Source organism: Bacillus sp. UNC438CL73TsuS30 (assembly GCF_000482325.1).
GTDB lineage: Bacteria > Bacillota > Bacilli > Bacillales > Cytobacillaceae > Neobacillus.
In genome coordinates this window covers 69,949-91,340 of sequence record NZ_AXVA01000014.1, presented here as the reverse complement: position 1 = coordinate 91,340, position 21,392 = coordinate 69,949, and the positions used below count along the sequence as shown (strand labels likewise).

24 protein-coding genes and 1 pseudogene are annotated in these 21,392 nt (G+C 38.8%); 3 read left to right on the top strand and 22 right to left on the bottom strand.

What is annotated here, in order from left to right; translation table 11 throughout:
- Positions 1–72: 72 nt before the first annotated feature.
- Positions 73–549 carry a DinB family protein gene (locus tag M028_RS0108065; protein WP_026573456.1) on the bottom strand — a complete coding sequence of 159 codons (477 nt, stop codon included), beginning with the start codon at positions 547–549 and terminating at the stop codon, positions 73–75.
- A gap of 449 nt (positions 550–998) precedes the next feature.
- Here M028_RS0108065 and M028_RS0108060 point away from each other — a divergent pair, with 449 nt between their 5' ends.
- A complete protein-coding gene (locus M028_RS0108060; RefSeq protein WP_026573455.1) occupies positions 999–1,193 on the top strand; it encodes a hypothetical protein in 195 nt (64 codons plus the stop codon).
- A gap of 199 nt (positions 1,194–1,392) precedes the next feature.
- On the opposite strand, the gene M028_RS0108055 is transcribed toward M028_RS0108060, so the two are convergent.
- The 17 genes and pseudogenes from M028_RS0108055 to M028_RS29635 all read right to left on the bottom strand — a co-directional run bounded on the left by M028_RS0108055 (position 1,393) and on the right by M028_RS29635 (position 14,913).
- Entirely contained in the window at positions 1,393–1,773 is a 381-nt protein-coding gene (locus M028_RS0108055) for a RidA family protein (protein ID WP_026573454.1), read from the bottom strand.
- An 18-nt stretch (positions 1,774–1,791) separates the two neighbouring features.
- Positions 1,792–2,685, bottom strand: a complete 894-nt coding sequence (locus M028_RS0108050) for a DMT family transporter (protein WP_026573453.1) — start codon at positions 2,683–2,685, stop codon at positions 1,792–1,794.
- Positions 2,686–3,074: 389 nt separating this feature from the next.
- A complete protein-coding gene (sda, locus tag M028_RS0108045) occupies positions 3,075–3,218 on the bottom strand; it encodes a sporulation histidine kinase inhibitor Sda (protein WP_155925518.1) in 144 nt (47 codons plus the stop codon).
- Positions 3,219–3,459: 241 nt separating this feature from the next.
- Positions 3,460–3,735, bottom strand: a complete 276-nt coding sequence (locus M028_RS0108040) for a hypothetical protein (RefSeq protein ID WP_026573451.1) — start codon at positions 3,733–3,735, stop codon at positions 3,460–3,462.
- Between the two features lie 209 nt (positions 3,736–3,944).
- Positions 3,945–5,078 carry an alanine dehydrogenase gene (gene ald, locus M028_RS0108035; RefSeq protein ID WP_026573450.1) on the bottom strand — a complete coding sequence of 378 codons (1,134 nt, stop codon included), beginning with the start codon at positions 5,076–5,078 and terminating at the stop codon, positions 3,945–3,947.
- A 25-nt stretch (positions 5,079–5,103) separates the two neighbouring features.
- The gene (locus tag M028_RS0108030) at positions 5,104–5,385 is read right to left on the bottom strand and encodes a EutN/CcmL family microcompartment protein (RefSeq protein ID WP_026573449.1); all 282 of its coding nucleotides are present in this window, start codon (positions 5,383–5,385) and stop codon (positions 5,104–5,106) included.
- Between the two features lie 7 nt (positions 5,386–5,392).
- Positions 5,393–6,211 (bottom strand): hypothetical protein, encoded by an 819-nt coding sequence (locus M028_RS0108025; RefSeq protein WP_026573448.1) that lies wholly within the window; start codon positions 6,209–6,211, stop codon positions 5,393–5,395.
- A 5-nt stretch (positions 6,212–6,216) separates the two neighbouring features.
- Complete coding sequence (gene pduL / locus M028_RS0108020) at positions 6,217–6,999, bottom strand: phosphate propanoyltransferase (RefSeq protein ID WP_026573447.1); 783 nt, start codon at positions 6,997–6,999, stop codon at positions 6,217–6,219.
- 3 nt (positions 7,000–7,002) lie between these two features.
- Positions 7,003–7,284: a BMC domain-containing protein gene (locus M028_RS0108015; RefSeq protein WP_026573446.1), complete on the bottom strand. Its 282-nt coding sequence runs from the start codon at positions 7,282–7,284 to the stop codon at positions 7,003–7,005.
- A 24-nt stretch (positions 7,285–7,308) separates the two neighbouring features.
- Entirely contained in the window at positions 7,309–8,781 is a 1,473-nt protein-coding gene (locus tag M028_RS29645) for an acetaldehyde dehydrogenase (acetylating) (protein WP_081810688.1), read from the bottom strand.
- The gene (locus M028_RS0108005; protein WP_231510785.1) at positions 8,781–9,275 is read right to left on the bottom strand and encodes a BMC domain-containing protein; all 495 of its coding nucleotides are present in this window, start codon (positions 9,273–9,275) and stop codon (positions 8,781–8,783) included. The genes M028_RS29645 and M028_RS0108005 overlap by 1 nt, the downstream gene beginning before the upstream one ends.
- Positions 9,276–9,338: 63 nt before the next feature.
- The gene (gene phnX, locus M028_RS29640) at positions 9,339–10,151 is read right to left on the bottom strand and encodes a phosphonoacetaldehyde hydrolase (RefSeq protein ID WP_051590969.1); all 813 of its coding nucleotides are present in this window, start codon (positions 10,149–10,151) and stop codon (positions 9,339–9,341) included.
- Positions 10,152–10,309: 158 nt separating this feature from the next.
- Positions 10,310–10,509: pseudogene (locus M028_RS32710) on the bottom strand (saccharopine dehydrogenase); the annotation flags it as partial.
- 264 nt (positions 10,510–10,773) lie between these two features.
- The gene (locus M028_RS0107990) at positions 10,774–11,292 is read right to left on the bottom strand and encodes an MgtC/SapB family protein (protein ID WP_026573444.1); all 519 of its coding nucleotides are present in this window, start codon (positions 11,290–11,292) and stop codon (positions 10,774–10,776) included.
- Between the two features lie 69 nt (positions 11,293–11,361).
- Positions 11,362–12,147, bottom strand: coding sequence for a DeoR/GlpR family DNA-binding transcription regulator (locus M028_RS0107985; protein ID WP_026573443.1), 786 nt, complete (start codon positions 12,145–12,147; stop codon positions 11,362–11,364).
- Between the two features lie 150 nt (positions 12,148–12,297).
- Entirely contained in the window at positions 12,298–13,431 is a 1,134-nt protein-coding gene (gene phnW / locus M028_RS0107980; RefSeq protein WP_026573442.1) for a 2-aminoethylphosphonate--pyruvate transaminase, read from the bottom strand.
- Between the two features lie 51 nt (positions 13,432–13,482).
- Positions 13,483–14,913 (bottom strand): amino acid permease, encoded by a 1,431-nt coding sequence (locus M028_RS29635; RefSeq protein WP_231510784.1) that lies wholly within the window; start codon positions 14,911–14,913, stop codon positions 13,483–13,485.
- A 709-nt stretch (positions 14,914–15,622) separates the two neighbouring features.
- Between M028_RS29635 and mqo the strand changes: the two genes are divergently transcribed.
- Positions 15,623–17,131 (top strand): malate dehydrogenase (quinone), encoded by a 1,509-nt coding sequence (gene mqo / locus M028_RS0107970; protein WP_026573441.1) that lies wholly within the window; start codon positions 15,623–15,625, stop codon positions 17,129–17,131.
- A 360-nt stretch (positions 17,132–17,491) separates the two neighbouring features.
- Here mqo and M028_RS0107965 read toward each other — a convergent pair whose 3' ends face one another.
- The gene (locus tag M028_RS0107965; RefSeq protein ID WP_026573440.1) at positions 17,492–18,103 is read right to left on the bottom strand and encodes a class I SAM-dependent methyltransferase; all 612 of its coding nucleotides are present in this window, start codon (positions 18,101–18,103) and stop codon (positions 17,492–17,494) included.
- A 113-nt stretch (positions 18,104–18,216) separates the two neighbouring features.
- Positions 18,217–18,540 carry a YnfA family protein gene (locus M028_RS32000; RefSeq protein WP_081810686.1) on the bottom strand — a complete coding sequence of 108 codons (324 nt, stop codon included), beginning with the start codon at positions 18,538–18,540 and terminating at the stop codon, positions 18,217–18,219.
- Positions 18,541–18,598: 58 nt separating this feature from the next.
- Here M028_RS32000 and M028_RS0107960 point away from each other — a divergent pair, with 58 nt between their 5' ends.
- Positions 18,599–19,687 (top strand): GIY-YIG nuclease family protein, encoded by a 1,089-nt coding sequence (locus M028_RS0107960; protein WP_331280310.1) that lies wholly within the window; start codon positions 18,599–18,601, stop codon positions 19,685–19,687.
- Here M028_RS0107960 and M028_RS33835 read toward each other — a convergent pair.
- The gene (locus M028_RS33835; protein ID WP_051590966.1) at positions 19,684–20,301 is read right to left on the bottom strand and encodes an NAD(P)H-hydrate dehydratase; all 618 of its coding nucleotides are present in this window, start codon (positions 20,299–20,301) and stop codon (positions 19,684–19,686) included. The two genes, M028_RS0107960 and M028_RS33835, sit on opposite strands and share 4 nt — an antisense overlap.
- Positions 20,273–21,232, bottom strand: a complete 960-nt coding sequence (locus M028_RS33830) for an NAD(P)H-hydrate epimerase (RefSeq protein WP_051590965.1) — start codon at positions 21,230–21,232, stop codon at positions 20,273–20,275. The genes M028_RS33835 and M028_RS33830 overlap by 29 nt, the downstream gene beginning before the upstream one ends.
- Positions 21,233–21,392 lie beyond the last annotated feature (160 nt).

Below are 21,392 nucleotides of genomic sequence, written 5' to 3'. Positions count from 1 at the left end.
TTCTGCCACCTCTTATATAGTTCTATATTTAGTCCATTACAGTTTATCATATCAAGGGAGGTAGCCGTTACCTCAATAAGAATGGATAGATTTTAACTCTCTCCCTATAAAGTTAGCAGGAACAGGACTAAGTTTTAATTCTTTTGCCCAAATGGAAAGTTGACCAATGTGATGGATCTCGTGAGAAATGATATGATGTAGGATTTCATCAAATGTATATGTATGTTCATCCCAAGGAACACTAACAAGTTTCTGTTTTAATTTGGCAAAATCTATTTTTAAAAATCCAACTATTTCTTTTCGATACGAATCTGATAGTAATTTAACCTTATCAAGTGTATTATAATCAACAAACCGAACTGCCACATCTTCTTTACCTTGACTGCCACGAAGCCAACTATATTCCACATCAATAATATGAAAAAGAGTATATAAAATACTCCCTACTCCACCACTGCGTTCCTTTAACAATTCTTCTATCGGTAGTTGCTTACACCAATCAAACCATTCATCTCTTATTTGCCAGTTATACTCAAAAAACTTGATCAATGCAGTCACTCCCCTATTTAGCTTTGTATCTAAGCTGTTTTCGCAAAGATTGTTGTTTTTCGAACAGAATTAATATTAACCTAGGGATTCGGACTCGATGCCTTTGGGTTAATCAAAGCTGTCCGAATGCGCCCTTGATTCGGACACGTTTGCACTTGGCTACATCGAAGCTGTCCGAAAAGCCTCTAAATGGAACACTTTTTATACCAAGAGCAACAAAGTTTACGAAAAGAGCCTTTATCTATTAACAACCACGTTTTCGTTCAACAGGTTGTACATCCAATAAAAAGAGAGTTTTAGACAAAATTACTTGCTCCAAGTCAGTTAAACCAGTAGCTTACTTCCATTGCATATAATAATCGATTAGTGAATAAATAATTATTATAATCTTTTAAGATCATTTTCATATCTAAAGAGGCTCCATTAATACTATGATTGGAGGTTGCTTAGTGAACACATCATTAGCTATATTACCGATATTCCTTATGATTATTATTTATTTAGCTGTACTTGGATTTACAATTTGGTTTGCAGTAAGCCTTATAAGAGCTCAAAGAGAGCGAAATGTTGTATTAAAAGAGATTTCAAGCAAACTCGACGTTTTAGAGTTGAACAAAAAAGAGAGTGTTATTCACTCAGACTAAAGGGAAACTCTCTCAACAACGAGGACCGTCTGTGACGGTCTATTTTCATGAACTAAGCACTTCAATAAAAATAAAGCTTTGAAATGTTCAAAGCTTTTTTTGTTGATATTCGAAGCGTGAAATGAGCATTAATTTACTTTTGTTTAGCTCACTTATTTAAGGTAAATTGTTATTTTGCATCCAAAACTTAGAACATATCTTATGATCTCTTTGCAATCATTTCAATTTCAATCTCTGCTGCAAGCGGCAGGGCAGCAACGGCGACTGTCGTTCTTGCCGGAAACGGTTGGCTGAACTGTGTTTCGTATACTTCGTTCATAGCCTTAAAATTTTTCATATCTGTTAAATAAACATTCACCTTAATCACATCATCCGGCGTTAAGTCTGCAGCCTCGAGAACTTTGAATAAATTCAAAAAGCATTGTCTTGTTTGTTCACCGATACCACCTTTGACCAACTCGCCTGTTGCGGAATCAATTGGCGTTTGACCCGAAAGATAGATTAATTCACCTGAATCAACAGCATGTGAATAAGGACCGATAGCTGCCGCACCCTCCGCATTATATGCTTTTCTTGTCATCTTAAAAACCTCCAATCTTTATGCCTTACTGTTATGAATCTTTTGAATTCGAATTTCAATCCTTTCACTTAGGAAAGTTGAACCAAGGATCAGGATTCCGCCAATCATTTGCATAAGGCCCATACCTTCTCCTAAGAAAATTGCCGCAAATATTACCGCTGAAATTGGATCAATATAGCTTAAGACGGCAATCCTCTGTCCCTTTAGTTCTTGAATAGATGTAAAGTAAAGGAAATAAGCAATCCCCGTATGGATAATCCCAATGATTAAAATAAATACAATCGAATTTGAAGTAATTCCAGAAAAATCTAAATGATCTTTTAGGAAAACATATGGAAATAGAACGACAGATGCGACGAGTAACTGAACGAACGTAGTTTCAAATCCGGACAGGTTTTTAATAAACTTATTAATTAATACAACACTCGCATATAAGGCTGCTGCTGATAGACCGTAAAGAATTCCAGTTACATGGTGGTAATTTCCCCCGCCACCGTCTCCCCCAATATTTACTACTAGGAACAAGCCAATCATCGCCGTGATGATGCAGCCCACCTTCGCAGGAGTCAGTCTTTCCTTTAATACAAAAGGAGATAAAGCCATGACAAAAACTGGTGCAAAATAATAGCTCAAGGTTGCATTGGAGACTGTTGTATAGCGATAGGATTGAAACAAAAGAATCCAATTAAAGCCGATGGCCGCTCCGGAAAAAACCAAAAGCACTAGATTCTTTTTAACAGCTTGAATGGAGGGCTTCTGTTTTGCAATCACTAAGAAAAAAATTAGAAATATACTTCCAATTATTCCCCGCAATAGTGCAATTTCACTTGAGGATAGATTAATATTTTTTACAAAAATGCCAAGACTCCCCCATATGAGCATGGCAATAATTATGTTTAATTGACCTTTCACAGTAAGCTCCTTTCTGCTCTAACAGAAGATCATTCCTTTTTGGTATTTTGTTTGTGTGGTAACTTCATTATACCAAATGGAATGATTTTCTTATTTCTTTGTTCAGAGTTTATAAATATATTTTTTACTCTGTTGACCTGAGAGAGTACGGGGCAAGGGACACTCCGCAGGAGCTAGAGCGCCGAGGAGGTTCCTCTGCACGCGCACGGAAAGCAAAATGCCTTGAGTGGAAATCAAGAGACAAGTTTCAAAGACGCATAAATAAAAAAGGGGATGCTCCTAAAAGTTTTACTTTCGGAACACCCTCATTGAAAATAACTTTCATCATTCAGACCCGCAGCACAAGACCCAAAGTACTGCGATCCGTTTGCAACTTAAATTTAAAAATTTTATAGTGTAATATCCTCTATATAATAAATGTGTAATCGTTTATTTACCTCAATACGCAGTAAATCAATAAACGCTTGGCTTAAGTTTAATTCAACTGCTTTATTAATAACTTCTAGCAATTGTTTAGTGTTAAGATTCTCCATAATTATTTTACTCCATCCCTTCTTTTTCTTAATGAATACATGATTTATCACGATTGTTTCCACCAGTTTCTTCAAAGTCCAGGAATAAATTATGTCAATCCAATATCATATTTGTTATAAAAAATCGAATTTATTATAATTGCTTTGATAAATGTTTTAATATTATATTTTTAGTAATTCTAAGCATTCCGGAGGGAGAGATAACTAGGAAATTCCCCTTCCATCATTCTATTTTTATATTCTATAATCCAGAATCTGAAGTAATCATGACAGGGACCGGAGAAAAACTAAGAGTTCCAGAAGGGGTAAAAATCCGTTGGAATTTTATTTTACCTTTAATATCAACTTGTTGGCCTAACTTAAAATTCATTTTATTTGATATGAGTGCCGGTATATAATGAATCCTTAACCCATTGACCATTACCCCATCATGAATTCTGAGAAATAAGAGGTAATAATTTAGATTACCATTCTTTTTGTAATGACGTTTACGAACAATCTCACCTTGTATTCTCATGGTTTATCTTCCTCTCAAAGCTTTTCATTATAGAAAGTAAACTATCATAAAAATTCTTAGATTTATACAATCTTATGCTCGTGAAGATGACGATCCGAAGTGAACTCTTTTTTAAATCGCTAAGGAATATTCTTAAAACAACAAACAGCCTCAAGTAAGCTCTGTTTGTTGTTTTACTATTCTATCTAAATAAAAATGCAATACACACCCTATATTGTAACCAATTCCTTTTCTAAAGCCTTTTCGACTTTTACATAGTCAAAACCAAGGTCCTTAGCAACTGCCTCGTATGTGATCTTACCTTTTGCCACGTTAACCCCAAGCTTTAGTGGTTCGCTTTCTGAGATTGCTTTATATATTCCCTTATTAGCTATTTGCAAGGCAAATGGTATGGTAACGTTTGTTAGGGCTATAGTGGAAGTTCGTGGAACGGCACCAGGCATATTTGCAACAGCATAATGAACGACACCATGCTTTTCATATATTGGTTGATCATGGGTGGTAATATGATCAATCGTCTCAACGATTCCACCTTGGTCGATCGCCACGTCAACAATGACTGAACCCGGCTTCATCCTTTTTACCATTTCTTCAGTGACGAGCTTCGGAGCTTTTGCTCCAGGAATTAAGACGGCACCAACTAAAAGATCAGCCTCCTGAACTGCCTCCGCAATATTAAATGGATTGGACATTAACGTTTTAATTTGATTACCAAAAATATCGTCTAATTGACGTAAACGTTCCGCACTAAGATCGATAATGGTTACATCCGCTCCCAAGCCGATTGCCATTTTAGCGGCGTTCGTTCCAACTATCCCCCCACCAATGATGGTTACTTTCCCACGGTTAACACCAGGTACACCTGCAAGAAGAATACCTTTCCCGCCATTAGATTTTTGCAAAAATTGTGCGCCAATCTGTGCAGCCATTCGACCAGCAACCTCACTCATTGGAGTAAGCAGCGGTAAGGTACGATTAACTGAGACCGTTTCATAGGCAATGGCAAGGACTCCTTTTTCTTTAAGCGCTTCAGCTAAGAAAGGTTCAGCTGCCAAATGTAAATAAGTAAATAAAATTAAATCTTTACGGAAATAACGATACTCTTGAGGAAGAGGCTCCTTCACTTTCATAATCATATCGGACCTATTCCATACATCCTCTGCATGTTCAATAATTTCAGCACCAGTAGTTACGTAATCTTCATTTGTGAAGCCACTTCCAGAACCAGCTTCCTTTTCAACCAGAACTTTATGACCTGCATTTATAAATGAAATCACTCCAGCTGGTGTTAAGGCCACTCGGTTTTCATTATTTTTAATTTCTTTCGGTACACCAATAATCAAGATGAACATCCTCCCTTTAAACTCATTAATTAGTCGATTGAAACCCTATTTCAAACGAGTCGATAATACCAACAATCGCAGCATCGATAGGTGAATTTTTTTCACCCGTCAATTTCTGAGCTGGTGTCCCTTGCGAGATGATGACGTACTCTCCAATCCCCGCTCCAATCCGATCCATTGCGATGATCACATTTCCTTCAGGCTGTTTCTCCACGTTAACGGGCTGAACAATGAGAAGTTTAATGTTTTCCATTCCTTTTTCCTTTTGAATCGCCCAAATGCTTCCATCCACCCGTGCGAGTCTCATTTTTACATCATCCTTTACCGGTAAACTTTATGGCCAATTTTTTCTCCTTAATTAAATCCTTAGCTAAAGGAGAGATGATGACCCCCTTAGGAAGGTAAAGGGTTTGATTTGGAAATTCCTTCTGAGCTTGAATCCATTCGGGGGTTAGAAGTTTTTTCTTAAAGGTTAACCCATTCTCCAGACCCCCGGCGCTTTCCTCAATCAAAGCAGTTGGAGATTCCTCCAATTTCCCGCGGAATTTATCAATAATCACATCCGCTAAATCCTTTTGAGCGGAAAACTCAATTCCTAGTTCCTTCATTGCCTTAACATAGAATTCAAACTGTTTGCGATAAGGGCCAGGTAAAGAAGTCACTTTTAAGCAGAGGCGGTCAGCTCTTTTAATTCCAGGAGTATCCTCTCCGACAATGAGGAACTTTTCCAGTAAAATTCCCGAAAACATGATTTCAGCTTTAATCGTTCCCTTTAGACCGGTAACCACCCTAGCAGCATTGTCCAAGTCAATCTCTGGAATGATGATTCCGTCATAACCCTTTGGCAGTTCAATTGCTGCTGGGGAATATTCATCAGCCGCAATAATTCGATCAGACCCGCTTGACTCAACCCTTTGCATTCCTAGCCATGATGATGTTTCACCATCCAGAAATAAAAGGTCGTATCCGATCTTGTTATTTTTCAACTTAATAAATTGATCAGTAAACCGCTCATGAGCCGAGCTGTCACAAAAAACAAATAGCACTTTTCCAACCTTTTCATTTTCTTTTTCAACCTTCATCGATTGCACAACATCCTTTACAACCGACTCAATCATTGATCGAATATCCATCCTCCTCACCTCCCATTCAAATAAAATCGGTCATTTTTCCCAATGACTTTAACGAGATCCCCCGTTTTTAACCCAGCGGCATTTCCCTCATCTAGATCAACATGGAAATCCTTTCGATAGCCGGGATTAACCCGGACAATTACATCTGAAAAAATGATCCGCCGCTCACCGGTTGTTTCCAGTAATAGCCGATCACCCTGCTCAACATTGAGTTGTTTTGCATCATCAGGCGAAAGATGGACGTGGCGTTTCGCGATGATAACTCCTTTTTCTAGGACCACACACCCTTTTGGACCAACTAAAGTAAGGCCGGGAGTGTCTTCAATAGAACCAGATAAGCGCACAGGGGGATGGATTCCAATTTGAAACCCATCCGAGATGGCAATTTCCACCTGTGTTTCCCCCCGTGCTGGTCCTAAGATTCTTACATTTTGAATAATCCCTTTTGGGCCAAGTATTGTAACCAGCTCTTTCGCAGCAAATTGACCCGGCTGTGATAATTCACGAAGCGGCGTTAACTGATAACCGCTTCCAAAAAGGGCCTCCACATCATGGGGCGATAGATGTATATGCCGATTAGAAACCCCGACAGGAATAAGCGGACTTTCAGCTATTTGATTGCCGTTGTTAGCTTTTTTCATCCCATGGGGCTGTTTCACTTCAATTCGTCTTTCGCGAAGAAAATCCCTCGCGGAAGGGGTAAGCTTCTCCCCTTCCTCCAGGATGAAAGGATTAGGAATCCCATTTTTCAGCATGGCTCTTAGTTTGGATTCCGTAATAACCGCCATGGCCTATCCTTCCATTTTTGGAAGAATTAACTCAATATCTGAATGCGGGCGTGGAATAACATGTACAGATATCAATTCCCCAACACTTTCTGCTGCTGCAGCCCCAGCATCAACAGAAGCCTTAACTGCCCCTACATCCCCGCGTACCATTACCGTTACAAGCCCGCCGCCAGCATGGACTTTCCCAATCAACCTTACATTTGCAGCCTTTGCCATTGCATCTGCTGCCTCTACAGCACCTACCAAACCTTTTGTTTCAATCATTCCTAAAGCTTCTCCACTCATTTTTTATTCCTCCTCATTTAAAATTTAATTCTTTAATTCTTTTAAAATACTTTTTACGATTTCCATTACTTCAGCTTTGGAAATAAGCGTTTCATCGATTGAAGCCTTTTGCTGTGAAGCTGCTGGTGCTGCTGGTGTCTCATTTTTCATTTCTCTGACACCAAAAGCAACCCGTTTTGTATTCAATAAATGCTCCGGACTAATATTGTCAGATGAAATATTGTTTCCGTAAGTACCACAGCCGAGTGTTAACGATGGCCAAATACCGGTGGTGGCACCAATTCCGCCAAAAGTTGTCCCAGTATTAACTACAACCCGAGAGACTCGTTGCGCTAGACTAAAGCTTTCAATAATTGTTTTGTCTTCACAATGAATTCCAAGGGTATGCCCTAAACCGCCTGCTTCTAATAGCTCATTACACACCTTACTTCCCTCTGTGTAATTTTCAACTGTATAGAATGCAAGAATTGGAGAAAGCTTTTCAAGGGAAAACGGATAAAATTTTCCAATGTTTTCTTCCTCAGCAACTAGTAGTCTTGTATCATCTGAAACAAGTATTCCAGCTATTTTTGCTAAGGCTTGCGGCGATTTTCCTACAATTTCTGGATTTAGGCTTCCTTGTTTCAAAATAATCTCTTCAATCTTTTTCTTTTCATAATCATCAAGGAAGTATGCACCTTCTTCTTCAAGAGCAGCTTTAACTTTTCGCTTGATGGATTGATCAACTACCAGCGCCTGCTCCGAAGCGCAGATGGTTCCGTAATCAAATGTTTTACTATGAACAATTTGACTGGCCGCTTTACGAATATTGGCGCTGGAATGAATGTAAACAGGCACATTCCCAGGTCCAACTCCGTATGCCGGTTTTCCAGAGCTATAAGCTGCCTTGACCATTCCAGGGCCGCCTGTCGCTAAGATTAGATCAGTCAACTTATGATTCATTAATTCCTGTGCAGAGGCAAGCGTTGGTTTTGTAATGCACGAAATCACACCTTCAGGAGCACCTGCCCGGATCGCTGCTTCTTTTAAAATTTTCACAGCCTCATTCGTACAATTTGCCGCAGATGGGTGCGGACTAAATACAATCGCATTTCCTGACTTGATTGCAATCAATGCTTTAAAAATAGCAGTTGAAGTAGGATTGGTTGTTGGCACAATCCCCGCTATAATTCCTGCCGGTTCCGCAACCTCCCAAACCTGCTTAGCATCATCACGCGAAATAATCCCAATCGTTTTTCGATCCTTAATGGACTCGTAAATATCTTTTGCCGCAAATAGGTTTTTCGTCACCTTATCTTCTATTTTTCCAAACCCTGTTTCTTCTACAGCCATCGATGCAAGCCTTCCAGCCTCTTTCATCGCGGCATGTGCCATTGCTTGGACAATTTGATCCACTTGCTCCTGTGTATACGTCCTTAGCTTTTTTTGCGCAAGTTTTGCCTGCTCGAGATTTAGTCTCGCTTCCTGAATTGACTCAAGATCCTTATCCAGGTTCATTATTTATCGCCACCTTTCTCAGCCAGGAACTTGCTAATCTGTTTCAATAAATCCTCTTTCTTAGCAGAAGAAATTTCTTCGGACGATAAAGGAAAACCTTTATACGAATTAGCAAGTTCTCTTAGCTCTTGAAGACTATTTTTGGTCCAATCTTTTGGTTTATCGATTTTTAATTCTTTTTTTTCTGATTGCTCTTTTTTTAACAAACCTGGAAACACCATTTGAATAATATGGTTATCTGGTCTAGCTATGACATGAGAATGGCGTAATTGGCCAACCCTCTTTGCAGCATCTGCCCCTACTTCGACAGATGCTTTAACACTTGCAACATCGCCGATAATATAAATGGTAACAATGCCCGAATCCGCCCCTTGGTAGGAGGCAACCTTTACATCTGCCGACTTTGATGCAGCATCCGCCGCAGCAATCAGTGCCGGGAAGCCAATGGTTTCGATCATTCCCAGTGCATAGGCGTGTTTTTGCAATCCATTCACCTCTTACCTCTTGGCTAAAAAAACTTAAATTTCACCAAAAGCTCTAAATTTTTTAATTATTTTCTAAAAATCGCCATTTTCTAGACGCAGATTAATTTTTGGAATTAGTTTATCTAATTCTCCAATACTATCAATCACATAATGGGCTCCCGCATCTTTAAAGCGTTTGGCCACAACCTCCATTTTTTCCGCTAAAAGGTCTGGATCCATGGAATTTACTTCTTCTTCCTTTAAGCCAAGCTCGCTTCCGCCCTTGATTATTCCAACACTCCAAACACCTGCATTAACGCCCTCTTTTACATCGCTTACCGTGTCCCCGACCTTAATGATATGCTTCATTGGGAATACTCCTAAATTCATAGCATTTAAGTAACACATCCAAGGATAAGGACGTCCCGCTGGTGCATCATCCGGTGTAAACATATAATCTGGTGCATAACCTTGTTTCTTTGCCTCAGGTGCAACAACAGCCATCATTTCTGATGTATATCCGGTTGTAGAGCCAATTTTAATTCCCTTCTGTCGAAGTCTTGCGACTAAATCAAGAGCACCCGGAATCGGTGTACAATAATTTCGGAGGCTGGCGAATAGCAATGGTTCAAAGTCGGTATATAAATCATCGACATCTTTATCGGTCGGAACTCTGCCGAATTTTTCCTTCCACAACCCGGCAATCCGGTCCATATCACACATTGCGCGGATATGATCCCACTTTAAAAGCCCCATTGGCGCACGGGCTTCCTCGTCTGTAACTTCTATTCCTCTTTTTCTAAAAATCTCTAAAAATACATTTAATGGTGCAAAGCAACCATAATCCACTGTTGTACCTGCCCAATCAAAAATAACTGCTTCAATTTGGGGAGATTGATTACTCAAATGACGAACCTCCTTATTCAACAAACCAATACTGCCGTTTTTATTCGGATTTATCATAATTATTGGCTGGTAGTTTTTTTATAAGGCAGGTATCCCGAAAAAAATCTTTTATGTAAAATACCTGCCTCAATACAAATTTAGAAAAATTATGCATTAAATTTTTTCACTGTTTCTTCATGGTTAAACATTTACTTTTCCAAAGTTTACTCGGCGATCATCTAGCTCCTTTACCAGTTCAAGCCCTAATTCCTCATTAAATTCACCAATTCTGATGACAGTAAAATCAGAATACTTTAACCAAATCCAAAACCGCCTCACGGCAAATTCTTCCTGCTTCACCCAGAAGAAATACTTTCATCCTTTGCCTCCTTTATAAAATTTAAAATATTCACTCAACTCTTGATGTGATTTGATTGTATCATAAATTATTTGGTTTGTCTTGGTTTTAGTTGTTATTTTTTAAAAAATTTTATTAATTTATTGGTTTTTGTTTGTAGTTTTATATAAATAATATTGGGGTATTTATAAAATAGTAGTTTTTAGGAAATTTACCCTCAAATGGCCAATTTACCACGGATAATAAAAAGCCAGATCCTAGTTAAACTAGAACCTGGCTTCTATATTATCCAGAACTACTGTGATATCCCCGCTTCGCTTCTTCTTTGTCCAATGTCATAGGATGGCGGTGTTCAATTATCTGGCTAATTTTTGCCAGTAGAAATGTAATTAATACGGAAGTAAAAACCAAGCCGTAAAAACCGGCTCCAATACCTATTCCAACTCCCCCTGCAAAAAAAATCATCGCTGCAGAAGTCAATCCCTTTACTTGTAATCCATCTTTTAAAATTAAGCCGGCCCCTAAAAAACCAAGTCCAGAAACAATTTGTGCAGCGAGCCTCATTGGATCCATTCGGTTATTTGCATTTGAGCCGCCAAAAATCTCAGCACTATAAATGGACACCAGCGTAATAAGTGTGCATGAAACAGAAACATAGGTAAAGGTTTTTAGGCCCGCCGGCTTATTTTTGGCACTGCGGTCCCAGCCTATAAACATTCCCAGAAGTGCGCTAATGAGTAATCGCAAATAGATTTCAATGTTTTTCGAAAAATGCTCTTCATATAAGATTCCCAAATGGCCCATTCGTTTTCCCCCTTCCCCGGGAGCTTGTTCCATAGGTATGGAGAGTCTATCAATTAGTTTTCCCTATCTTTAATTAGCAACCAGCCATTGAATATTGTTTTCTTTCAACAGGTATTCCCAGTCTTGAGGATGCTCATGATCTGAAACGATGATATCAATATCAATTAAATCTGCCATTTTATAATGGGTTCGCTTCCCGATTTTTGATTGATCAATTAAAACAATGGATTGGCCGGAATGCTCAATTAACTTCTTGGTTACCATACCTTTGGACGAGTCAAAACTCGTAATCCCTGCTTCCCTTGTTAAACCGTCAGCCGAGATAAAATATTTATCAACATATAGATTTTCCAGCATTTCGATTGTAAGGCTTCCTGTAACCCTATAGTGGGTTGTATTAATTTCGCCGCCTAGCATAATGATTTTTCCGGTAAAAATATTATTCTGGTGTAGCTCAATTAACACAGAAAGTGCTGAAATGGAGGTAGTAAAAATCGTTATATTCTGCTTATTACGTAAATTTTTAACAAGATGCATTGGTGTACTGCCTTCATCAATCGCAATGACCTCATTATCATTGATCAGGCTCACTGCCAACTCTCCGATTCGATGTTTGGCTTCAGAATGAGTCACCTCTCGTTCTACGGTAGGGGGCTCTTCGTTAAAAAACGAAATGTTGATCGCACCTCCATAAACTTTTTTCAATTTTTCTTCCTTTTGAAGTTGATCTAAATATTTACGAACAGTTTCCGTAGAAACCTTTAATATATTTGAAAGTTCGTTTACCTTAACCTTGCCGCTGACGTCAAGGAGCTCGAGTATTTTCCTTTTCCTTTCCTCTCCTACTAATGACAAACCCATTCACCCCACGATTTGATAATCCACTATAATCTTTCTATAATAATTGGAAAAGATAGCGATTTTATTTGAATATTCATTTATATTACCACCAAATTTTACCGGTTACCAATATTATAGTGAATAAGTGGAATCGATTTGGGTGGATTACTTTTCAGAAACGGTATCAAGCCAATAGCTGCTTTGTTCAATTGCCTGAAGAAGGTCCTCAATATCTTCTTGGTGAACATCTCCTATATTGCCGATTCGGAATGTATCTAATGAAGAAACCTTGCCAGGATAGATTACAAACCCTTTTTCTTTTAATTTTTGATAGAACACCTTGAAGTCGAAACTTTCAGAATTAGGATAATAAAATGATGTAATAATTGGTGACTGCAACTCTTCAGGTAAAATAGGCTGGATTTGAAGCTTTTTCATTCCCTCAGAAAGAACCTTTTGGTTGTTCTTGTATCTGCTAGCTCTAACCTTAATACCGCCCTCTTCTTCAAGTTCTTTTAACGCCTGAGCAAATGCACGAACAACATGGGTTGGTGAAGTAAAACGCCACTTGCCATTTTGTTCCTCCATTGTTTTCCATTGATCATAAAGGTCTAGTGAAACCGATCTGGCATTATCTTTACATTTTTCAAATTCGTCCTTTTTTACAATCGCAAAGCCAAATCCAGGGACACCTTCAATACATTTATTAGCACTGCTAATGATATAATCAATACTTAAATCGGCGATATCCAATTCAACCCCGCCAAAGCTTGACATAGCATCTACTATAAACACTCTGTTATAACGTTTAACAATTTCACTTACTTTATCTATTGGATTGAGCATACCTGTTGTCGTTTCACAATGAACAATTGCAACATGGGAAATTTCGGTATCATTTTCTAATTGGACCGTTAACCGATTCAAATCAATGGCTTCCACTTCACTGCTATCAATAACCACTGTATTAATTCCAAGGGTTTTGGCAATCTTAACAATCCGGCTTCCGTATACCCCGTTTGCAATTACCAACAATTTGCCGTCCCGCGGCACAACGGTCCCAATTACGGATTCAACACTGAAAGTGCCGCTCCCCTGCATTAATACTGAAGAATACTGATCGACCGATTTTGTTGCCAACTGTACAAGGCTTTTGCGGATTCCCTGGACAATATTATTATAATCATCATCCCATGTACACCAGTCCTTCATCATCGCAAGCTTAACAGTATCCGTTGTTGTTAGTGGACCAGGTGTAAGTAAAAGGTAAGGGTTGTTTGTGAAATCGTTTTGGGTCATTTTTTTTATCTCCTTTTAAATTAAATTTTTTCAAGTAAGTTTGTAGGATATTTATAAAAATATATTTTCTTGCTCTGTGTCTTCAACCACATCTGGATTTGTAGGATGGGATTTGCCACCCCGACGGAGTGAAAGTTTTGCACGTATAAAGTAAATCGCAAGTACAATGACAAAGCTGATTAAACTCAAGATGAGTTGTGAACGAGTATCCGCATCATAGGCCATTGAAATGAATACGCCTATCATCGCTAGGATACAAATGATGGTTAAATAGGGGAACCCCCACATCTTCACAATCAATTTGTCAGGTGCTTCTTGCTCTAATTTTCTTCGCATCTTGAATTGAGATACAGCAATGAACAGATAGATAAACAGTCCCACTGCCCCAGACGCATTGAGTAAAAACGCGAAGGCGTTAGGAGAAACATATGCTAAAATCACGGTTATATAAGCTATTATTGCACAAAATAGTATTGCCTTTACGGGAACCCCCCGGGAGTTAACATCGAGTAATCGACTCGGGGCTTCCCCGCGATTCGCCATTGCGTAAAGCATTCGTGAACTTGTATAAATGCCCGAATTCAGACACGACAAGACCGCTACCAAAACAACGATATTGATGATTACCCCAGCGGATGGAATATGCAATACATTCATGACGCTGACATATGGACTCTTTAAGATTTGGGTGTTATTCCAGGGCACAATGGTAACGACTACAAAAATAGAACCAACATAAAAAATTAGCACTCTCCAAATGACGGAACTAGTTGCTTTTGCAACCGATTTTCGTGGCTCGTCCGATTCGGTTGCCGCAATTGTAGCAATCTCGGCGCCTATAAATGCCGCAACCGCGGTGATAATCCCCGAAAACATAACCCCTACACCATGAGGTGCAAAACCACCATGCGCGGTAAGATTCTCAAACGAAAAGTGTGTTTCAGGCCACACTCCTAAGATGAATAAGCCTCCAACAACCAAGAACAATACAATCGTTGCCACTTTTATGAACGCAAACCAGTACTCGAATTCCCCGTAAGCTCGAACGGATACTAAGTTCGTCAGGGTTAACAAAATGAGCGGTACTGTGCTCAAAAGCCACTGGGGTACATTCGGCAACAGCCAGGAATGCAAGACCGCTGCACTGGCCGTTGCTTCTATTCCCAGAACAATGACCCAGAAAAACCAATATAACCAACCGACCGAAAAACCAGCCCAATCCCCGAGTGCGGTTCTGGCATACTGAGCAAACGACCCAAGAGTGGGATTGGCTACTGCCATTTCTCCCAGCATGCGCATAATCAAAACGACCAACAAACCAGCCAAGAAGTAGGAGACAATTGCCGCCGGACCGACGGATCGAATGACAGTGCCACTACCCACGAACAAACCTGCACCGATGGTTCCACCCAATGCGATCATTGTCATATGTCTCATTTTTAGACCTTTGTGTAACGAATTACTCATACTGCTCCTCCTCATATAATAGTAGTAAGAGCTCTTTTTAGAAGTATTTCCAGTTGGTATGGATCCTCTAAAATTAGCAGGTAATCATAATATTCAATTGAACTACCTATTAAACTTGCAACTAATGCTTTTGCATTCACCTTCTTTAGATGTTCTTTTGCTTTGCGGCCATAAAAAACCTCCTCCTTAACTAAATATAAGCTACAACTGGAAGCGCTTTCGGTTTGTACCTCGCAAATAAGAATAACATGTTATCTGACAATTGTGAATAGTTTTTCCGATATTTCCCTTTATTTAATTTGTTTATGTTTGTTTTTAAGTTGTATTTTATTGGTATTTTAGTTTTTCAGTAAAAAAAGATGTAGAATCGGGTATTTTTTCATTAAAGGAAAATAGGAAAATTCTAATTCTGGCTTTGCAAGCTTTTCTGGCCCTGATAATGGATAATTTTAATATTCTTAATAATCACTTTAAATATAAAAAAACCAACTAAATACAACATTTTGATTGGTTTTTATTTTATTTAGTTTTGATTTCCTTTGTTTTTTTGTTTTTACTACTTTTCAATGATTTGAAATTATCATATAATTATAAATATTTTAATCTTAAAAATGGTAATAACCTATGAAATAGTTAGAGACAGAAATGATTTGTGACTAGGCATACCTTGCTTGGTGTAACACCAACATCTTTTCTGCAAAATTCAGAGGAAGGGGTTGTAAGAATGATTGACAGAGAAGCTAAAACTGATGTGATTTTAATTGGCGCTGGTATCATGAGTGCAACTTTGGGGACACTCTTGAAAGAATTAGTACCGGAATGGGAAATTACAGTGTTTGAGAAGCTCGCAAACGTAGGAGAGGAAAGCTCTAACGAATGGAATAATGCAGGAACGGGGCATGCTGCACTGTGCGAACTTAACTACACAGTTGAAAAATCGGATGGATCTGTAGATATTAATAAAGCAATAAAAATTTATGAACAGTTTCAGGTTTCAATGCAGTTTTGGTCTTATCTTGTAAACAGCAGGCAAATCCTTAATCCTCAGGACTTTATCATGCCTCTGCCCCATATGAGTTTAGTACAAGGGGAACAAGATGTAACGTTTTTAAGAAATCGTTTTAAGGCGCTATCAAACAATCCCCTATTCCAGGAGATGAAATATTCCGATGAACCAGAACAACTGATGGAATGGATTCCGCTTATTATGCAAGACCGCGTCTCAAACGAACCTATCGCTGCAACAAAAATGGACTCTGGAACTGATATCAACTTTGGTGCTTTAACACGTATGTTGTTTGACCACCTAAAGAGTAAAAGTGTCATTATAAACCACAAACATAATGTTAAGGATATTAAACGTACTAGTGACGGCTTGTGGGAATTGAAAGTGCAGAAACTAGATAGCGGTATTGTCGAACGCCATACTGCAAAATTCGTCTTTATCGGGAGCGGAGGAGGAAGCCTGCATTTACTGCAAAAAACCGGGATACCTGAAGGAAAACATATTGGAGGATTTCCGGTAAGCGGAATATTTATGGTGTGCAATAATCCGGAAGTTATAGCGCAGCATCATGCAAAAGTTTACGGCAAAGCTAAGGTTGGTGCTCCTCCAATGTCTATTCCGCATCTTGACACAAGATATATCAACAATAAAAAATCGTTGCTATTTGGACCATTTGCAGGCTTCTCACCAAAGTTCTTAAAAAATGGTTCAATATTTGATCTAGTAACTTCCGTAAAACCGAATAATGTCTTAACTATGTTGGCGGCAGGAGTAAAAGAGATGTCATTGACAAAATACCTGATTAAGCAAGTTATGTTATCGAAAGAAGAGCGCATGGAAGAGCTGCGTGAGTTTATCCCGAACGCCAAAAGTGAGGATTGGGATTTTGTCGTGGCGGGCCAACGTGTGCAAGTTATCAAAGATACTGAAACTGGCGGAAAAGGCACGCTTCAATTTGGTACGGAAGTGATTACTTCCGCTGATGGCTCGATCGCAGCATTACTAGGCGCTTCTCCGGGTGCATCAACTGCTGTTTACGTTATGCTTGAGGTAATCAAAAAATGCTTCCCACAATATATAAAAGAGTGGGAACTGAAAATCAAAGAAATGATTCCTTCTTATGGCATGTCACTCATGGAAAACCCAGAGCTTCTTCACGAAATTCATACTTCAACATCTCAGACGCTTGGTCTTATCGAAAAAGAAAAAGAGCCGGTATTTAGTTAATTATTTCCAAATAGAAACCATATTGCAAAGGTTTCATCCTATCCTCCTTACCTTCCGTTCCGAAAAATTAAAAAACATTATACTACCTTGCGTACCATCCATCCCTTAAGGAGGAAAGTAAAGTTCATTCAATCTTTGTCATCAGGATATCAAGGGTTGCTGGAATTATTGTTTACTACTAACATAAAAAACCCATAATCTATGGGTTTTTGGCCTTCAAAACCAGCTACTATCTTCTATAAATTAAGGGGATATTCCTACCCTAAATTTAGTACTGACATTTCACAGTAAGCCTTCTTCCTGTCATAACGATTGAAGTATTAATTTAAGATTATTCTTATATTTGAAAGACTTCAAGAATTAATTTTTTCTAAGCCGGTAGATCAGAAATCGCTCATTCGGATTGTGTTCGAAAAGCCCCGGTAGTACGATTTCCTCCTGAAGTTCAAATGGGGTATGGTTTTCGAGATAGTAAATATAGTTTTCCGATGGATAATATAGAACTAAATCGATTTCACGTAGTGATTGTTCTGCTGAAAGTAAGACATTATTTACGATTTTGATGAAAATTTGAATCGTAAAGGGATTAAAGAAATAAAAGCAATTGTCTAATGGGTTAATCGGGTATTCTTCAGCAAAACAGCAATGGAACTGAATTTTTTCAGTCCGCAGTTTTGCTTTTTGTAAATAACGCTCTCGATTCGCAATGGCCTCTTGAAATAACCCCTCGTTCATTTCAACGCCGATTACCGTTGAATGGAATAAATGATGGGTGAAAAATAGAAGCCTCCCTTTTCCACAACCAAAGTCAACAACCCGATCACTGCTTTTTAATTTATATTGGTCAAAAAATGTTTCCAGTGCCTGATAAGGAGTTGGCTCATATCGATGATAATGAAAGGATTTCGTGGGAGTCATTTGATCCGCGCCGGTTTTAATGTTCAGTTGTTTGTCATATAGATGTTCTTTCATAGTTTTACTCCTAACATTTCGATGGGTTTCCTGCGAGTTGGGTCCTCATCTACTTATGAGGACCATTTCTAACTCTTTTCCTCTAGTTTTGGGCATCATCAACCTTGTGACATTTAGTGTCTTGGCCCCCAAAGCATAACAGATACCCCAATTATACATATTACCGCACCAATCCAATCATAGGTATCCGGGGTTTTCTTATCCACACCCCATCCCCACAATACAGATAGAATAATGAAAACACCGCCATAGGCAGCATACACTCTCCCAAATGAAGGAAACTTCTGAAGCGTCGGGATGATACCATAAAGAATTAAAACAATCCCGCCAATAATCCCATACCAAAGAGGCTTGCCATCGCGCAGCCAAAGCCAGATCAGATAACCTCCCCCGATTTCTGCAATCCCTGCTAAAATGAATAAGGTAATCGTATAAATATCAAATCACTCCTAAAAATCTTGTGCTAGAATAATAAAGAATATTTTCAGGTGAACGGTGGAGATCGTAATTTTAAAAGATAAAATCAAATGCCTCCCAACATCTCCAGGAGTCTATCTCATGAAAGATTCCCACGGCAATATTATATATGTTGGAAAGGCAAAAAACCTGAAACGCCGTGTTCAATCTTATTTCCAAAACTCAAAAGCCCATTCACAAAAAATTGTAAAACTAAAAAATAACATAAAGGATCTTGACTATATCCTTACCGACACTGAATTCGAAGCTTTTATGCTCGAGTGTCATTTAATCAAGGAAACAAAGCCATTTTTTAATCGAAAAATGAAAAACCCGCGTTCCTATACCTATATTGTGATTAAAACGGATAAAAAAGTTCCAAATATTGATGTTACGAATAATCTAATCTTCAATCAGAAACACTTATATTTCGGACCATACATCAACAAGTACACTGTTGAAAAAGCAATCTCAAACTTAAAAGAATTTAAGAAAATCTTGTGTACGAATCTAACCAAAAGGAACGCACCTTGTCTGAACTATTCATTGGGTTTATGTAATGGCATTTGTCTAGGCCATCCCACAGGCCTCGAACAATACAATAACAGCATAAATGACATCATCGCTTTATTAAATAGCACTGACCTAAGCATTCTTGGAGAAATGAACGAAAAAATGGTCCAGGCATCCGAAATTTTTGACTTTGAAATGGCCTCGAAATATCGGGATTTTATAGATTCCATCAATTTTATTTTAAATAAGGAAAAAGTAATCGAATTTACGGAAGCAAATAAAAATATTGCTGTAATCGAATATTTACAGGATCGCACATTAAAGCTTTTTCTTATTAAAGGAAACAGAGTTCTTTACAGTGACAAATATTGCTTTGCGAGCCTAATTGAACTGTGTCCACTCATTAAAAAAGACATTTTGACTTATTTTCAAAAGGGAGATTCAGATGAATCCCACAAAATCAGTAAAGATGAAATCGATGAAGCCCAGATTATCTACAGTTATTTAAAAAGCAGCACCAGCAAACATCTGATAATTCCTGGTTATTGGCTTAATTCAGAAAACGATGCTTTAGATCGTGAAATAAAAAAATTATTAATGGGGGATGAGAGCTAAAACCTATTTAAAAGCTCTCTAACCCCATCTACTATATCAAAAGGCATGACTCCATAATGGGATAAAGTTTTAGCTTTCTCTTCTCCAGCTTTTGCATGAAAATAACTTGCCGCAATCATTGCCGCTATCGGCGTAGCACCTTGAGCGAGAAATGAAGCAATTAGCCCCGTCAGTACATCCCCGCTGCCGCCCTTTCCAAGAGCATCATGACCGTACGGATTGATATAAATCTCTCCATCTGGACTAGCAATCACCGTGCGATGCCCCTTCAATAACAAGAAAACATTAAAAAGTTTTGCAAAACTTTTAGCCACCCCTACTCGATTTGCTTCCACTTCTTTTACCGAAGAATTTAATAAACTCGCCATTTCACCCGGATGCGGAGTGAAAATAACATCTCCATTATAGTCACGAACGAATTCTAACTCGTTTCGAAGTAGATAAAGCGCATCCGCATCAACTACAATCGGTTGACCTGTTAACCCGCCAATGATATTCTTTACCCACTCTTCACCTCCGGAAAATCTACTAATCCCCGGACCAATTGCAATACTATCAAACTGCCCCAGACGAGGCTGAAGCTCTTCAACGGAGCTGCCTGCGGAAATGACCATCTTCAGCAGATAATGGCAACAGTAACGATTCCGGACACTGTGCGGCCGCCATGGAGTAAATGCATTCTGGAATGGCTAATGTAACCAATCCTGCCCCTGAATGGAGGGCAGCCTTGGCAGAAAAAATGGGAGCGCCCACATAATGACGAGATCCACCTAGAACAAGTGAATGCCCAAATGTTCCTTTATGACCATTTTTCCGACGCACCAGCATTGCGGCTTCAGCCAGTGATTCTGTAATTAGCCTTGGCATATCAAGTCCCAATTCCTCACAAGCCGAAGGAGGTACGGAAATATCTACTGCCTTCCACGCTCCAACATACATGGGACCGTCTTGCAGGAAAAATCCCTTTTTCGGAAAAACAAAGGTTATTGTCTTTGTAGCCTTCACTGCCGTTCCTTCCACTTTCCCAGTATCACTGCTTACCCCCGAAGGGATATCGACCGCAATAACCCACTTCTTATCGGACAATTCATTTACCATCGAAATAACCTGATTGAAAGGCTCTCGAACTGGTCCGTTCACTCCCGTTCCCAAAATCGCATCAACGATAATGTCAGCTTGAACTAACTCCATCCGAAGGGCCTCTTGCGTATTTTCATGTAAATAGAAAATCGGAAGCTTCCGATTCATGTATACATCAAAGTGGACTTTCGCATCACCATTTATTTTCTCAGGTTTTACTAACAAACAGAGCAGCGGCTTCAGGCCTGCATCAACCAGTTTTCGGGCAATCACAAAACCGTCTCCTCCATTATTTCCTCCCCCAGCAAGCACAATAATTCTAGGATTTTCACATGGAGTGCCTGCGAGAATTTCTTCTACTACTCTCCCTCCGGCATTTTCCATTAAAACTATACCAGGCACCCCGATTTTTTCCATTGTATATTGATCCATTTGCTGCATTTCCTTTTGCCCTGCAATGAACATTTAAATCACGTCCCTTATACTTCCATTTTTATCATTAATAAGAAATTTTTTTATACGATTCATGGCCTCTTTTTTACAGTAGATTTACATCTCTTTAACTATGCCTTAGTATTTTCAATTTAGAATATAGAGTATAGATAAAGTCATAAGCGTTCAAATG

Bases quoted from the DNA above. Each gene is read 5' to 3' on its own strand.
- M028_RS0108030 (WP_026573449.1), bottom strand. From the start codon at position 5,385: ATGAGACTCGCACGGGTGGATGGAAGCATTTGGGCGATTCAAAAGGAA.
- sda (WP_155925518.1), bottom strand. From the start codon at position 3,218: ATGGAGAATCTTAACACTAAACAATTGCTAGAAGTTATTAATAAAGCA.
- M028_RS0108025 (WP_026573448.1), bottom strand. From the start codon at position 6,211: ATGGATATTCGATCAATGATTGAGTCGGTTGTAAAGGATGTTGTGCAA.
- M028_RS0108015 (WP_026573446.1), bottom strand. From the start codon at position 7,284: ATGAGTGGAGAAGCTTTAGGAATGATTGAAACAAAAGGTTTGGTAGGT.
- mqo (WP_026573441.1), top strand. From the start codon at position 15,623: ATGATTGACAGAGAAGCTAAAACTGATGTGATTTTAATTGGCGCTGGT.
- M028_RS0107990 (WP_026573444.1), bottom strand. From the start codon at position 11,292: ATGGGCCATTTGGGAATCTTATATGAAGAGCATTTTTCGAAAAACATT.
- M028_RS29635 (WP_231510784.1), bottom strand. From the start codon at position 14,913: ATGAGGAGGAGCAGTATGAGTAATTCGTTACACAAAGGTCTAAAAATG.
- M028_RS33830 (WP_051590965.1), bottom strand. From the start codon at position 21,232: ATGTTCATTGCAGGGCAAAAGGAAATGCAGCAAATGGATCAATATACA.
- M028_RS0108040 (WP_026573451.1), bottom strand. From the start codon at position 3,735: ATGAGAATACAAGGTGAGATTGTTCGTAAACGTCATTACAAAAAGAAT.
- M028_RS0107965 (WP_026573440.1), bottom strand. From the start codon at position 18,103: ATGAAAGAACATCTATATGACAAACAACTGAACATTAAAACCGGCGCG.
- phnW (WP_026573442.1), bottom strand. From the start codon at position 13,431: ATGACCCAAAACGATTTCACAAACAACCCTTACCTTTTACTTACACCT.
- M028_RS33835 (WP_051590966.1), bottom strand. From the start codon at position 20,301: ATGGTCATTTCCGCAGGCAGCTCCGTTGAAGAGCTTCAGCCTCGTCTG.
- M028_RS29645 (WP_081810688.1), bottom strand. From the start codon at position 8,781: ATGAACCTGGATAAGGATCTTGAGTCAATTCAGGAAGCGAGACTAAAT.
- pduL (WP_026573447.1), bottom strand. From the start codon at position 6,999: ATGGCGGTTATTACGGAATCCAAACTAAGAGCCATGCTGAAAAATGGG.
- M028_RS0108055 (WP_026573454.1), bottom strand. From the start codon at position 1,773: ATGACAAGAAAAGCATATAATGCGGAGGGTGCGGCAGCTATCGGTCCT.